This window comes from Paracoccus sp. J55, assembly GCF_000513975.1.
GTDB lineage: Bacteria > Pseudomonadota > Alphaproteobacteria > Rhodobacterales > Rhodobacteraceae > Paracoccus.
The window spans coordinates 100,165-114,036 of record NZ_AZVA01000006.1 but is presented as its reverse complement, the minus strand read 5'-3'; the positions used below and the strand labels follow the sequence as shown (position 1 = coordinate 114,036).

Sequence of the window (13,872 nt, the reverse complement as noted above, 5' to 3'; positions counted from 1 at the left end):
GGGCGCCAAAGCCCATCAGGAAAGGGACGAGACCATGGCGGATTTCAACACGATCGACGACCTGGAGCTTGACGGCAAGGTGGTGCTTGTCCGCGTGGACGTGAACGTCCCGGTCGAGAACGGCCAGGTCACCGACGCCACCCGGATCGAAAAGATCGTGCCGACCGTCAAGGACATCCAGGCCCGGGGCGGCATCCCGGTGCTGCTGGCGCATTTCGACCGCCCCAAGGGCCAGCGCGTGGACAGCATGAGCCTGAAGGTGGTGATCCCGGCGCTGGAAAAGGCGCTCGGCCAGCCGGTGAAGTTCGCCGAAGAAGCCATCGGCGGCCCCGCCAAGCGCGCCGTGGCCGATCTTGCCAAGGGCGACGTGCTGCTGCTGGAGAATACCCGCTTCTATCCGGGCGAGGAAACCAATGACGCGACCTTCGCCGCCTCGCTGGCGGCGCTGGGTCAGGCCTATGTGAACGACGCCTTCTCGGCCGCGCATCGGGCGCATGCCTCGACCGAGGGCATCGCGCGGCTGCTGCCCGCCGCCGCCGGCCGGCTGATGGAGGCGGAGCTGAAGGCGCTGGACGCCGCGCTCGGCAATCCGCAGCGCCCGGTGGTGGCGGTGGTCGGCGGCGCCAAGGTCTCGACCAAGCTCGACCTGCTCGGCAACCTGATCGAGAAGGTCGATCACCTGGTCATCGGCGGCGGCATGGCGAACACCTTCCTGGTCGCCCAGGGCATCGAGGTCGGCAAGTCGCTGGCCGAGCGCGACATGGCCGACACCGCGCGCGACATCCTCGAAAAGGCCGGCAAGACCGGCTGCACCATCCACCTGCCGGTGGACGTGGTGGTGGCGCGCGAGTTCAAGGCCGGCGCGGCAAGCGAGACGGTGGCGGCCGACGCCTGCCCCGCCGATGCGATGATCCTCGACGCCGGCCCGGCGACCGTGGCGAAGATCCGCGAGGTCTTCGAGACCTGCCGCACGCTGATCTGGAACGGCCCGCTCGGCGCCTTCGAGATCCCGCCCTTCGACGCCGCGACCAATGCCGCCGCGCAGGAAGCGGCGCGGCTGACGCGCGAGGACAAGCTGATCTCGGTCGCCGGCGGCGGCGACACGGTGGCGGCGCTGAACAAGGCCGGCGTCTCGGGCGATTTCACCTTCATCTCGACCGCCGGCGGCGCCTTCCTGGAATGGATGGAGGGCAAGGAACTGCCGGGCGTGGCGGCGCTGCAGAAACGCTGACGGCAGGCAGGGGGCCGCGCGGCCGCCTGCCCGACGCCGCCTCAGTCCTGCGCAGCAGGCTGGGCGGGCGGGTCGGCGCGCGGCGCGTCGTCCTGCTTCCCGGACCCGGCGGTGATGAACAGGATGAGCGCGATCACCGCCACGATCACCGCCACACCCATGCCGATGATCGGCACGAGATGACGGCGGGCGGCCCGTTCACGGTCGGGGTCAGGATCGTCGGGCATGGGCGCCTCCTCTTCGATCAACCCTGCCTCGACGGCCCGGTTCCCGTCAAGGTTGTGCGGCAGGACGCAGGATCCGTTCCCCCTGACGGGGCGGGCTCGACCGCCAGGGCCGCGGAGATCGCGGCGGGCGGCAGGTTGCGCCGGCATCACGCGAGTCGGTATCGAGGGACAGATAGCGAGAAAAAGGGCCCCGATCGAGACCAAGGAGGCCGGCCCCGCACCAGGGGAAACGGAGGTTCTGGCGGATTGGTTCGGGAATGCCGCCGCGGTCTTCGGCTGCCCCGGGGATCCCGGCAATTCCGACCTCGCAACAGCGCCGGACCGCCGCCGCCGGTTCCGTTAGCGCAATCGCGATTGCCCTCGGCGACGGGTCTGTTAATCAGCCCGCATTCAGACATGGAGTTCCCGATGCAGATGACCGATACCGTCCGCAAGATCCTCGCCAATTACGAGGGCGAAGCGCCGGGTGTGAAGGCACAGCTGGCCCGCATGCTGATGACCGGCAAGCTGGCCGGCACCGGCAAGATGATCATCCTGCCCGTGGACCAGGGGTTCGAGCACGGCCCGGCGCGCAGCTTTGCACCGAACCCGGCCGGCTACGACCCGCATTACCACTATCAGCTGGCCATCGACGCCGGGCTGAACGCCTATGCCGCGCCGCTGGGCATGATCGAGGCGGGCGCCGACACCTTCGCCGGCCAGATCCCGACCATTCTCAAGGTGAACTCGGCCAATTCGCTGATGTCGGACACGGCCGGCAAGAACCAGGCGATCACCGCCTCGGTGGACGACGCGCTGCGGCTGGGCTGCTCGGCCATCGGCTTCACCATCTATCCGGGCTCGGACATGGCGCTCGACATGATCGAGGAGATCGTCGAGATGCGCAAGGAAGCCGCAGCCAAGGGCGTGGCGACGGTGATCTGGTCCTATCCGCGCGGCGAGGCGATCAGCAAGGACGGCGAGACCGCCATCGACATCGCCGCCTATGCCGCGCAGATCGCGGCGCTGATCGGCGCGCATGTCATCAAGATCAAGCTCTCGACCGACCACCTGGAACTGGGCGAGGCGAAGAAGGTCTACGAGGCCAAGGGCATCGACATCTCGACCCAGGCCAAGCGCGTCGCGCATTGCATGCAGTCGGCCTTCAACGGCCGGCGCATCGTGGTGTTCTCGGGCGGCGCGGCCAAGGGCGCGGATGCGGTCTATGACGACGCCCGCGCCATCCGCGACGGCGGCGGCAACGGCTCGATCATCGGCCGCAACAGCTTTCAGCGCTCGCGCGAGGATGCGCTGGACATGCTGCAGAAGCTGGTCGACATCTATCTGGGCAAGGCCTGAGCGCCGTGGGGGCGCTGCCCCCACACCCCCGGGATATTTCGACAAGAAAGAAGGGCGCTTCGCAGGCGCCCTTTTCCTTTGGCCGCGGAACGCCTAGTCTCTTGCGCCACAGGCAGAAGGATGGGTGCATGGCGTTTTTCTCGAAACTGCGCGAGCGGCTGACGCGGTCCTCGTCGAAGATCGGCGCGGGGCTGGATGACATCGTGTCCGAAGGCGCCGAACCGGAAAGCGCCGCGCCGGTGCCGCCCGCGGCCCCGGCCCCGCAAGCCCCGATCTCCGACACGCCCGCCAAGCCCGGGCTTCTCGGCCGCATCTTCGGCCAGGCCGCCACGGCCGAGCCGCGCCGCGAGCTGGACGACGAGATGCTGGAGCAGCTCGAGGAGATGCTGATCCAGGCCGACATGGGTGTCGAAACGGCGCTGCGCGTCACCGCCAATATCGCCGAAGGCCGCATGGGCCGCCGCATTTCGGCCACCGAGCTGAAAGAGCTGCTGGCCGAGGAGATCGCCCGCATCATGACCCCGGTCGCCAAGCCCCTGCCCCTCTATCCCAAGCGGCCGCAGGTGGTTCTGGTGGTGGGGGTGAACGGCTCGGGCAAGACCACCACCATCGGCAAGCTCGCCAGCCAGTTCAAGGCGGCGGGCAAGAAGGTGGTGATCGCGGCCGGCGACACGTTCCGCGCCGCCGCCGTCGAGCAATTGCAGGTGTGGGGCCGGCGCGCCGGCGTGCCGGTGATGACCGCGCCCGAGGGCTCGGACCCCGCCAGCCTCGCCTTCGACGCCATGACCCGGGCCGAGGCCGAGGGCGCCGACCTGCTGATGATCGACACTGCCGGCCGCCTGCAGAATCGCCAGGACCTGATGGAGGAGCTGGCCAAGATCGTCCGCGTCATCCGCAAGAAGGACCCTTCGGCGCCGCACAACACCCTGCTGGTGCTGGACGCCACCACCGGCCAGAACGCGCTGAGCCAGGTCGAGACCTTCCAGAAGCTCGCCGATGTCTCGGGCCTGGTCATGACCAAGCTGGACGGCACCGCCCGCGGCGGCGTTCTTGTGGCCCTGGCCGACCGCTTCGGCCTGCCGATCCATGCCATCGGCGTGGGCGAGCAGATCGACGATCTCGACGCCTTCGACGCCCGAGACTTCGCGCGGGCCCTGGTCGGGCTCGACTGAAGCTTTCTCTGTTTTTCAAATACCCATGCGGCCGCGCGACAGGCGCGGGCGTCACGGCTTGACCAGATGCGCGTCCGTCCGGGTGTCCTCGACCGGCGCGACATTGCCCGCCGCATCGGCCTGCGGCTCGACCACTTCCTGCGGCGGCGTGAAGGGCGCGGTCAGCTCGGCGGTTCCGGCCTGCTTGTCATAGATGCAGACGTAACGATCCACCCCGCCATCGGCCAGCGTGGTGATCAGCAGCGCCGCGCCATAGCTTTCCGAACCGAAGGGGTTGACCTCGATGGCCGTCTCGCCCGCTTCGGGGGCCAGCGCGGTGCAGGCCGTCTCGACATCCTGGCGGAACTGCTCCCAGGCCTCCGCGGAGGCGGCGAGCGCGGGGCTTGCGGACAGGATCAGCATCAGGGCGGCCAAGCGCATCATCTTTCTCCGTGACAGGTGGCAAGGCACAACGCCCCTGCCCCGCCCGAGGTTTCTAGAGCCCGAGCCGTGCCGCGAAATCCCGCACCTCGGCCTCGTCCCCCGCCGCCAGCGAGCGCAAGAGCGTCGCCTGCGAGCGCAGGATCGGTTCTTCGCCGATGATCTTCAGGTGGTTGGCGCGCAGCGTCTCGCCCGAGGAGGTGATGTCGGCGATGGCCTCGGCGGTCAGGTTGGCCACCGTGCCCTCGGTCGCGCCCTGGCTGTCGACCAGCTGGTAATCCGCGACCTCCTGCGCCGAAAGCCAGGCGCGCACCAGCCGGTGATACTTGGTAGCGATGCGCAGGCGGAAGCCGTGCTCGGCGCGGAAATCGCGGGCGATGGTGGCGAAATCGTCCAGGGTCTCGCAATCCGACCAGCAGGCGGGCACGGCGAGGATCAGGTCGGCATGGCCGAAGCCCATCGGCGCCAGTTCCTCGACATGGCTGCGCCAGCCGGCCAGCTTCTCGCGGATCAGGTCGGTGCCGGTCACGCCCAGATGGATGCGGCCGGCCATGAGCTCGCGCGGGATCTCGCCCGCCGAAAGCAGCACCAGCGCCACGTCCCCGGCCCCGTCGACCCGGCCGGCATATTCGCGCTCGGACCCGGCGCGCGACAGGGTCACGCCGCGGGCGGCGAACCAGTCGAAGCACTGCTCCATCAGCCGTCCCTTGGACGGCACGCCCAGCCGGATCATGCTGCTTTCCCCAAGACCTGGCCCCCCAATTCGTAAACCAGACCCGGCCGGATGATGCCGCCCACCGCCGGGATCGAGCGGCCCTGCGCCTGGCCCAGAACCGCCGCCAGCGCGTCGTAGCGCCCGCCCGAGGCGACGGGCGGCCAGTCCTCGCGCCCCGCCGCCGCGAAGCTGAAGGTCATGCCGTCGTAATATTCCATCGTGTGCCGGCCATGGCTGGCGTCGAAATGCACCTGGGCCACGTCGATGCCGCGCGCGGACAGCGCCGCCAGGTTGCGTTCCAGCCGGTCCACCGCCTCGGCGATATCGGGGATCTCGGCCGCCAGCCCGCGCAGCTGCCGCAGCGCCTCGGGGGCCGGGGCCTGGATGGCGAACAGCCGCTCCAGCCGCTCGACCCATTGCGGCGGCAGCGGCGCCTCGGCGGCATCGCTGCGCAGCCGGTCGATGCGGGCCTGCATCTCGGCCGGCGAACGCAGCCCGGTCCAGGGCGCGGCGCTTTTCGGGAAGCTGCGGGCCTCGGCCGGCGCGGCGAAGCGCGCCAGCGCCTTGGCAAAGCGCCGCGGCCGCCAGATGTGGTGCAAAAGCGCGGCGCGGCGCGCGCCCGACAGCGGCAAGGCGCGCACCGCGTCCATCAGCAGGTCCATGTCGCCCATGCTGGCCTGCAGCTTCAGGGGCGCGAGGATGTCGTGAAACAGCGCGAAGACCTCGGCATCGGCGTCCGGGTCGCGGGCGAAAAGCTCGAAGCCCGCCTGCAGGTATTCGTTGTCGCGCGGATGCTCGGGGCGCGTCTCGCCATGGTCCTGCTTGCGGAACACCTCGCCCAGATAGCAATAGCGGGCGGGCTCGGCGCCGCTGGCCATGTGCATCTGCACCACCGGCACGGTGAAGTCGGGGCGCAGCATCATCTCGCCGCGGATCGGGTCCTGGGTCACATAGGCGCGGGCGCGGATGTCCTCGCCATAGAGGTCCAGCAAGGTCTCGGCCGGCAGCAGCAGGTCGGGCGCGACCTCCTCGGCCCCGGCGGCGCGGAAGGCGGCAAGGATCTGCTGGCCGATGGCCTGTTTCTCGCGCTTGCTCATCCCAGGATGCGCCGGACTTCGGCGACCAGATCGGCGCGGGCCACTTCGGTCTGGGCGGGCTGGGCCTTCCATTCCTCGTGGCTGGCCTGGGCCGCGATCTTCGCCCCCAGGATCAGGTCCTTGACCTGCACCACGCCGCGCGCCGCCTCGTCGCCGCCCTGGATGACGGCGACCGGGGCATTGCGCTTGTCGGCATATTTCAGCTGGTTGCCGAAGTTCTTGGGGTTGCCCAGATAGACCTCGGCGCGGATGCCGGCCGCGCGCAGTTCCGCCGCCATGGCCTGGTAATCGGCCATGCGCTCGCGGTCCATGACGGTGACGACGACCGGGCCCGGCTCGGCCCCGCCCATCAGCCCCTTGGCGCGCAGGGCGGCCAGCAGCCGGTCCACGCCGATGGAGACGCCGGTCGCGGGCACCTTCTGGCCGGTGAAGCGTTCCACCAGCCCGTCATAGCGCCCGCCGCCGGCGACCGAGCCGAACTGGCGCTTGCGGCCCTTGTCGTCGAGGATCTCGAAGGTCAGCTCGGCCTCGAAGACCGGGCCGGTGTAATAGCCCAGGCCGCGCACGATCGAGGGGTCGATGACGGCGCGATCCTCGCCCACGCCCATGGCGGTAAGCATCCCGGCGATCTGGGCCAGTTCGTCCACGCCCTCGGCGCCCACGGTCGAGGCGCCGACGGCGGCGCGCAGGTTTTGCAGCGTCGCGGCGTTGTCCGCGCCCTTCGAGGTCAGGAAGGCCAGCACCGGACCGGCCTGTTCCGGGCTCAGGCCCACGCCCTCGATGAAGGCGCCGGACTCGTCCTTGCGGCCGGTGGTGAGCAACTGGCGCACGCCTTCCTCGCCGACCTTGTCGAACTTGTCGATGGTGCGCAGCACGTCGTCGGCAGGCTTGCCCTCGGCCACACCCGTGGATTCCAGGATGCCGTTCAGCACCTTGCGGTTGTTGATGCGGATCAGGTAGTCGCCGCGGGCGATGCCGGCATGTTCCAAGGCCGCCGCCAGCATGGCGCAGATCTCGGCATCTGCGGCGACCGAGGCCGAGCCCACGGTATCGGCGTCGCATTGGTAGAACTGGCGGAAGCGGCCCGGCCCCGGCTTTTCATTGCGCCAGACCGGGCCCATGGCATAGCGGCGATAGGGGCTGGGCAGGTCGTTGCGGAACTGCGCGGCGACGCGGGCCAGCGGCGCGGTCAGGTCATAGCGCAGCGCCAGCCAGTCGCCGGCGCCGCCACCCGGAACCTCGGCCTCCTGCCAGGCAAAGACGCCGGCATTGGGGCGGTCCACATCGGGCAGGAACTTTCCCAGCGCCTCGACGGTTTCCACGGCACTGGTTTCGAGCGGCTCGAAGCCGTGGCGATGATAGATCTCGGCGATGCGGTCGAGCATCTGCTTGCGCTCGGTCACATCCGCGCCGAAATAGTCGCGGAACCCCTTGGGCGTCTCGGCCTTGGGACGGGGCTGTTTCTTCTGATCTTTCGCCATGGTTTGCCTCGGGCTTTTCCATGCGGCGGTCTAACGGATGGAGGATGAATGGACAAGCAGACGCAGGAACGCATCGAGCGGCTGGAGGAAGCCGTGGCCTATCTGGCGCGCACCGTCGAGGATCTGTCGGGCATCGTGGCCCGGCAGGAAAGCGAGATCGCCCGGCTGGCGCGCCATGTCGGCATGCTGATGGAGCGCGAGGCCGAACGCGAATCCGAGGCGGGCACCGTGCCGCTGGCGGACCAGCGGCCGCCGCATTGGTGAGGGCCCGAGGGGCGCTGCCCCTCGCCCCCGTGCCGGGGGCTCACCCCGGAGTATTTGGAAAACGGAGAAATCAGCGGCTGGCGGGGCCGAGGCGCGGGCCGGCCGGGGCCGGGGCTTGCGGCGCGGTCAGCGGCGGCTCGGCGGCGCGGGCACGGGTATGGTTGCCGGGGGCGGCCAGCGGCGCCGGCTTGGGGGTGGCGCGCATCGGCTGGCTGAAGGGGCCGCGCGCCGGCTGCTGGGCGGTGCCGGCCGGGGTTTCCTCGGCGGCGGGTTCCATGGCGGCAGGTTCGGCGGGCTGCGGCTCGGCCGTGGCGGCCGGCAGGGGGACCTGCTGCCGGCCGGGCGCGGCGAGGGCGCGGCGGAAGATCAGCAGGTTGTGATAGACCGTGGTTCGGCTGGTGAGGCCCGAGCGTTCCTCGGCCGGCAGTGTCTCGACCCGGACATAGTCCCAGCCGTCGCGGGCCATGTCGTTCAGCACATCGGTCAGCGTGGCGGCGAAACGCTCGATCCCGGATTTCGCGCCCCGGACCTTTTCGCCGCGGGCGGGTGCGGGGATGACGGTGTATTCGTAGCTGCTCATGCGGATGCCTTTCCTTTGGGCCGAAGGTTAGGCGAGATGGCCGGCCAAGGGAAGCGGGCTGCGCAATGCCGGCGCGCGTCGCCCGCTGCACATGTTCGGGAGCGGAAGGAGGGAAAGCCGGGCACGATGGGCCTGCCTAGAGCCGGACGGCGAGGGCCGGCGGGGACGCCGCCCGGCCCATGCGGATGGGCGGGGCGCACCGTCTCGGGACGCCCCTGACAAGTCAGCCGCCCAGCTTCTTCGCCACCAGCTCGTTCACCGCCGCCGGGTTGGCCTTGCCGCCGGTCGCCTTCAGCACCTGGCCGACGAACCAGCCGGCCAGCTTGGGGTTGGCCTTGGCCTTTTCCACCTGCGCCGGGTTCGCGGCGATGATCTCGTCCACCGCCGCCTCGATGGCGCCGAGGTCGGTGACCTGCTTCATGCCGCGCGATTCCACGATCTCGGCCGGGTCGCCGCCCTCGGTCCAGAGGATCTCGAACAGCTCCTTGGCGATCTTGCCCGAGATCGCGCCCGAGCCGATCAGGTCGATCACCCCGCCGAGCTGGGCGGCGGAGACCGGCGAGGTCTCGACGCTCAGCCCTTCCTTGTTCAGCCGGCCGAACAGCTCGTTGATGACCCAGTTCGCTGCCATCTTGCCGTCGCGGCCGGCGGCCACCTGCTCGAAGTAATCGGCGCTTTCGACCTCGGCGGTCAGCACGCCGGCGTCATATTCCGACAGGCCGAGCTCCTTGACGAAGCGCGCCTTCTTCTCGTCGGGCAGTTCCGGCATGGCGGCGGCGATGCCGTCCACCCAGTCCTGCTCGATCTCGAGCGGCAAGAGGTCGGGATCGGGGAAATAGCGATAGTCGTGGGCTTCCTCCTTCGAGCGCATCGAGCGGGTCTCGCCGCGGTCGGGATCGTAGAGCCGGGTTTCCTGCACAACCGTGCCGCCGTCCTCGATGATGGCGATCTGGCGGCGGGCCTCGTATTCGATGGCGGCCTGGATGAAGCGCAGCGAGTTCATGTTCTTGATCTCGCAGCGGGTGCCGAGATGGCTGAAATCGCTGGTTTCCTGATATCGCTCATAGGCGCCGGGGGCGCAGACCGAGACGTTCACGTCGGCGCGCAGGTTGCCGTTCTGCATGTTGCCGTCGCAGGTGCCGAGGTAGCGCATGATCTGGCGCAGCTTGGCGACATAGGCCGCCGCCTCCTCGGGGCCGCGGATGTCTGGGCGGCTGACGATCTCCATCAGCGCGACGCCGGTGCGGTTCAGGTCGACGAAGGACATGTTCGGGTCCATGTCGTGGATCGACTTGCCGGCATCCTGTTCCAGGTGGATGCGCTCGATCCTGACACGGCGGGCGATGCCGGGGGCCATGTCGACGATCACCTCGCCCTCGCCCACGATGGGGTGGTAGAGCTGGCTGATCTGGTAGCCCTGCGGCAGGTCCGGATAGAAATAGTTCTTGCGGTCGAAGGCCGAGACCAGGTTGATCCGCGCCTTGAGGCCGAGGCCGGTCTTGACCGCCTGCGCCACGCAGAATTCGTTGATCACCGGCAGCATGCCCGGCATGGCGGCATCGACGAAAGCGACATGGCTGTTCGGCTCGGCGCCGAAGCCGGTCGAGGCGCCGGAAAACAGCTTGGCGTTCGAGGCGACCTGGGCATGGACCTCCAGCCCGATAACCAGTTCCCAGTCCTGTTTCGCGCCCTGAATGATCTTCGGTTCCGGGGCGGTATAGGTCAGATGGTCGAGCATGGCATTTTCCCTGGCAAGGCTGCCCAGCCTTCTAGGCGCTTGGGGCGCGGCTCGCAAGAGCCGGGACCGGCGAGCCGGCGACGCGAACCGCACCGCGGCGCTGTGCGGGGCATGCCGTCGGCGAAGGCGGGGCGACAGCGGCAGGCAGATGGCCGTATCCGCAAGCAGCGGGACGGGACAGGTGCAGGCCCTCGCGCGGGCGGCAGGTGCCGGTCTGCGCTGCCTCGGCTCACAGCGGACGCGCGACCGGCGGGACGAAGGCCGGATCAGCGGCCGTCCAGCATCCGCAATTCATGGGTGCGGCCCGCCTTGACATAGGTCAGCCGTCCGTCGCCGATCGAGTTGATGGTGCCGCCGTCGATGCGGTCGCCGAGCCGCACGGTCACCACCTTGCCGTTGCGCAGCCGGATCAGCGCCCGGCTGGCCTTGCCGGCGCCGATGATGCCGATGACCGTGGTGCGGCCCAGGTCGAGGCCGCGCGCCTGGGTGGCCGCCTTGGCCACGGTGGCGGTGGTCGCGCCCTTGCCCACGGCGCCGGCCGCGATCTCGGGCTCGTTGTCGATCTCGGGCGGCTTGTAATCCTGGCGCCGGGCGCGGGCGGCGCGTTCCTCGGCCTCGGCCTGGGCGCGGGCCCGGGCCTCGGCCTGGGCGCGGGCCTCGGCCTCGGCCTTGGCGTCGGCGGCGGCACGGGCGCGGATGCGGGCCTCGGCCTGGGCCTGCAGCTGCTCGTCGAGGGCGCGGCGCGCGGCCAGTTCGGCCTCGCTGGGTCCGGGGGCGGCCGGCGGCGCGGCCTCGGGCGCTGCGGGCGGAACGGCAGCGGGGGCGGCCGCCGCCGCGGGGGCGGCATCGCCGCGCCGGGGCGGCAGCGGCGACGAGGCCAGGGCGGAAAGCTGCACCCCGCCCGGCGTGGCCGGCGAAGCCTCGACCGCGGCCGAGATCGCCGCCTCGACCGCCTGGCCCGAGACGGCCGCCGCACCGGGCCGGGCCCGCGGGCGCGCCGAGCCATGCAAAAGCCCGCCCGAATCCCGGGCGGGCGCGGCAGCGGGGGCGGCGGCGCGTTCGGGCTTGTCCGGTGGCGGCGTGGTCGCCGACCTCAGCGCGTCGTCGATGGCCGAAGGGCTGACGGCATCGCTGGCCGTGCCCGGCTTGCGCTGCGGCCGGACCTGGGCAAGACGCTCGCCCGGCGGCGGCGCGGCGCGCAGCGACACCAGACCCGAGCGCCCCAGATCGCGGATCAGCATCCGCAGATGCTGCCGTTCGTCCGGGGTCAGCCCGTCGGCCCCGCCGCTGCCGGAAGGGCCGGGCGAAAGCTCGGGGGCCGAGCCTTCGGGACGCGAGGGCGGCCGGGCCGAGCCGCGCAGCGCGGCGCTGCTGGTCGTGGCGACGGGCTGGGCACCGGCCGGGGCGGCCGCGACGGGGGCCGCCGGGGCCGCGGGCGCAGGCGCGGCGCGGCGGCTGCGCTCGGGCGGACGGGCGCTGGTGACGGGCCGGGCCTGCCGCTGGCTCGCCTCGAAGGGCAGCGGGTTCGCGGGCAGGTTGGGCGCGGTGTCGGCGCGCGGCACGCTGGCCTGCGGCGTGGTGCGCCGCGGCGCCAGTTGCGGCCGGGCCGAGCTGGTCAGCCGGGTGGCGGCCGGCCGGGTCTGCGCAGCGGCCGGCGCAGGGTTCCGCGATGCCGCCGGTGCCGCTGCGGGGCGGGCCGAGACGACGGTCCGGGCCGGAACGGTGGCGGAAATGCCGGCCTGAGACGGGGCCGGATCCGCCGGCACAGGGGCCGAGGCCGGCGCGGAGGAGGAGATCACCGCGGCGGCGACGGCGGTCCCGGCAACCAGAACGCGACGCTGCTCTTCCTCGGTCAGGGCCGAAACCGGCGCGGCATGCGTTGCGGCGGGCAGGACGGTGCCCGCCGGGGCGGTATCGGGCTGCGGCGCGGCGGACGGCAGCGGCGCGGCCGCCGGCTGCAAGGCAGCGGTCGGGACCGGGGCGGGGGCTGGGTCGGCAGCCGCAGCCGGGGCCGGCGCGGCGGCTGCGTCGGGGGCCGGGTCGGGCTCGGCCGGGGTCGGCGCGGACGGAACGGGCTGCGCCGGCGCGGCCTGCTCGGCGGGGGCGATGGCGGCAAGCTGACCGCCCTGCCTTTCCGGAACCAGGAAGGCCCAGATCAGGATCAGGCCCAGGACCAGCACGCCCAGCATGGCGACCAGTCCCAGAAGCCCGCCGCGCTCGCCCGGGCGGCGGGGCGGAACCGGGGCGGCGCCGACGGGCCGGGCCTGACGGGCGCCGGCGGCGCGGTCATGCATGGCACGCGCGCGCGCGTTCAGAGCCGCCGAGCCGGCAGGGCCGGCCGGCGGAACGGCGCGCGAGGCCGATGTCCCGGCCACAGCGGTTTCCGCGACCGGGGCGGCCTCGACCTGTGGCGCGGCCGGGGCGGAATCTTCCTTCGGCTCGCCGGGCTTGGGCGCAGGGCCGATTGCCGCAGTTGCAAGGGGTTCGGGCTGCTGCCGCGGCTCGGCAGGATCGGCATCCACCGCCTGGGTCGGGGGCGCAACCGGATCGGGGCCGGCGACCGGAGCCTCGGCGGCAGGGGCGGGTTCGGCGGCAGGGGCTTCGGCCTCTGGCGCCGCTTCGGCAGGGATGGGCCCGGCAGGGGATGGCGACGCGGCCGAAGCCGGGCCGTCAAGCGGCGCGGCCGGACCCGCAACAACCTCCGCGTCCGGGCTGGGCGCGGCCGCGTCCACCGGCGACGGCGCTGCGGCGGATTGCGCTTCCTCGTCCGACGGCTGCGCCGCGGTTTCTTGGGCTTGCCGGGCCGGCGCGGCCGAAGTCTCGCCATCTTCCGGCGGGGACAACGGCCCGTCCGAGGGCGGCCCGGGCGGGTCCCCGGCCGCGATTTCCTCGTCCGGGTCCTCGGCCTGATCGCCGCCGAGATCCAGCGCGTCCCCCGCCTCGGGCGGTTCCTCCTCGATCAGCAGCGCCGAAGCGGTCACCGCCGCCTGCGCCGGATCGACCTGCGGACGGGCACGTGCCGCAGGCTCCAGCACGAAGACCGGCTCGCCCGGATAGAGATCCGGGGCAGGAGTCGCGCAATAGCCCTGCCCCTCGAACCCGTATTGCATGGCGAAATCGTGGGCCTCGCGCAGGGTCTGCCGGGCCACGGCGGCGACGCGCACGCTGTCGCCGTCGCCCTCCCAGTCGAAGGCCAGGTCGTCGATGGCATAGGGGGTCAGCCCGTCCAGCGCCCGGCCCACGGCGCGCGCGCGGTCGGCGCCGGGCGCGACGGTCAGCGTGGTATAAAGGATCTGGTCGTCGGGAATGACCAGCGTGACCGGCAGCGCCGCCTCGACTCCGGCGCCGGTCGCCATGGCGCGCAGGCGGGTGAATTCCTCGCGGAAGCTGGCGGAAGCGAAATCGACCGAACCCAGATGCCGCCAGTTCGCGCCGCCCTGACCGCCGGTCCGGTCGCGCCGCTGCAGATGCACGGCATCCTCGCTGAAAGAGAGAGCGTATTCGGTAACGGAATCAAGCGACATCGACAGGCTTTGCTTTCGGTTCCGGGCGCCGGGGCGCATCTTGGTCATTGGTCCCTTCGGACTAACCCAGAACGCGATCCGTGAA

Annotated in this window: 12 protein-coding genes; 4 read left to right on the top strand and 8 right to left on the bottom strand. The window is 71.4% G+C overall.

What is annotated here, in order from left to right; all coding sequences use genetic code 11:
* Positions 1 to 34: 34 nt before the first annotated feature.
* On the top strand, positions 35 to 1,231 hold the full coding sequence (gene pgk / locus PARJ55_RS0108000; protein ID WP_028712559.1) for a phosphoglycerate kinase: 1,197 nt from the start codon (positions 35 to 37) through the stop codon (positions 1,229 to 1,231).
* A gap of 41 nt (positions 1,232 to 1,272) precedes the next feature.
* On the opposite strand, the gene PARJ55_RS0107995 is transcribed toward pgk, so the two are convergent.
* Positions 1,273 to 1,458: a hypothetical protein gene (locus PARJ55_RS0107995; RefSeq protein ID WP_156929451.1), complete on the bottom strand. Its 186-nt coding sequence runs from the start codon at positions 1,456 to 1,458 to the stop codon at positions 1,273 to 1,275.
* A gap of 408 nt (positions 1,459 to 1,866) precedes the next feature.
* On the opposite strand from PARJ55_RS0107995, the gene PARJ55_RS0107990 reads away from it, so the two are divergent.
* Together PARJ55_RS0107990 and ftsY are read left to right on the top strand one after the other, a co-directional pair.
* Entirely contained in the window at positions 1,867 to 2,796 is a 930-nt protein-coding gene (locus tag PARJ55_RS0107990; protein WP_028712557.1) for a class I fructose-bisphosphate aldolase, read from the top strand.
* Positions 2,797 to 2,924: 128 nt separating this feature from the next.
* Positions 2,925 to 3,968: a signal recognition particle-docking protein FtsY gene (gene ftsY / locus PARJ55_RS0107985; protein ID WP_028712556.1), complete on the top strand. Its 1,044-nt coding sequence runs from the start codon at positions 2,925 to 2,927 to the stop codon at positions 3,966 to 3,968.
* Between the two features lie 51 nt (positions 3,969 to 4,019).
* Here the strand turns inward: ftsY and PARJ55_RS21635 are convergent, their stop codons facing one another.
* From PARJ55_RS21635 to hisS, 4 genes are read right to left on the bottom strand one after another with little or no spacing between them, the layout of a single operon-like run.
* Positions 4,020 to 4,391: a hypothetical protein gene (locus tag PARJ55_RS21635; protein ID WP_232215679.1), complete on the bottom strand. Its 372-nt coding sequence runs from the start codon at positions 4,389 to 4,391 to the stop codon at positions 4,020 to 4,022.
* Between the two features lie 52 nt (positions 4,392 to 4,443).
* Positions 4,444 to 5,121 (bottom strand): ATP phosphoribosyltransferase, encoded by a 678-nt coding sequence (gene hisG, locus PARJ55_RS0107975; protein WP_028712554.1) that lies wholly within the window; start codon positions 5,119 to 5,121, stop codon positions 4,444 to 4,446.
* On the bottom strand, positions 5,118 to 6,200 hold the full coding sequence (locus PARJ55_RS0107970; protein ID WP_028712553.1) for an ATP phosphoribosyltransferase regulatory subunit: 1,083 nt from the start codon (positions 6,198 to 6,200) through the stop codon (positions 5,118 to 5,120). Before PARJ55_RS0107970 ends, hisG begins: the two co-directional genes overlap by 4 nt.
* Positions 6,197 to 7,681, bottom strand: coding sequence for a histidine--tRNA ligase (hisS, locus tag PARJ55_RS0107965; protein ID WP_028712552.1), 1,485 nt, complete (start codon positions 7,679 to 7,681; stop codon positions 6,197 to 6,199). Before hisS ends, PARJ55_RS0107970 begins: the two co-directional genes overlap by 4 nt.
* A gap of 48 nt (positions 7,682 to 7,729) precedes the next feature.
* Between hisS and PARJ55_RS0107960 the strand changes: the two genes are divergently transcribed.
* Positions 7,730 to 7,945: a SlyX family protein gene (locus tag PARJ55_RS0107960; RefSeq protein WP_028712551.1), complete on the top strand. Its 216-nt coding sequence runs from the start codon at positions 7,730 to 7,732 to the stop codon at positions 7,943 to 7,945.
* Positions 7,946 to 8,015: 70 nt separating this feature from the next.
* On the opposite strand, the gene PARJ55_RS0107955 is transcribed toward PARJ55_RS0107960, so the two are convergent.
* From PARJ55_RS0107955 to PARJ55_RS0107945, 3 genes are all read right to left on the bottom strand, one after another.
* Positions 8,016 to 8,525 carry a DUF4177 domain-containing protein gene (locus tag PARJ55_RS0107955; protein WP_028712550.1) on the bottom strand — a complete coding sequence of 170 codons (510 nt, stop codon included), beginning with the start codon at positions 8,523 to 8,525 and terminating at the stop codon, positions 8,016 to 8,018.
* Positions 8,526 to 8,748: 223 nt separating this feature from the next.
* Entirely contained in the window at positions 8,749 to 10,263 is a 1,515-nt protein-coding gene (gene gatB, locus PARJ55_RS0107950) for an Asp-tRNA(Asn)/Glu-tRNA(Gln) amidotransferase subunit GatB (protein WP_028712549.1), read from the bottom strand.
* 266 nt (positions 10,264 to 10,529) lie between these two features.
* Positions 10,530 to 13,787 (bottom strand): hypothetical protein, encoded by a 3,258-nt coding sequence (locus tag PARJ55_RS0107945; RefSeq protein ID WP_028712548.1) that lies wholly within the window; start codon positions 13,785 to 13,787, stop codon positions 10,530 to 10,532.
* Positions 13,788 to 13,872: the final 85 nt, after the last annotated feature.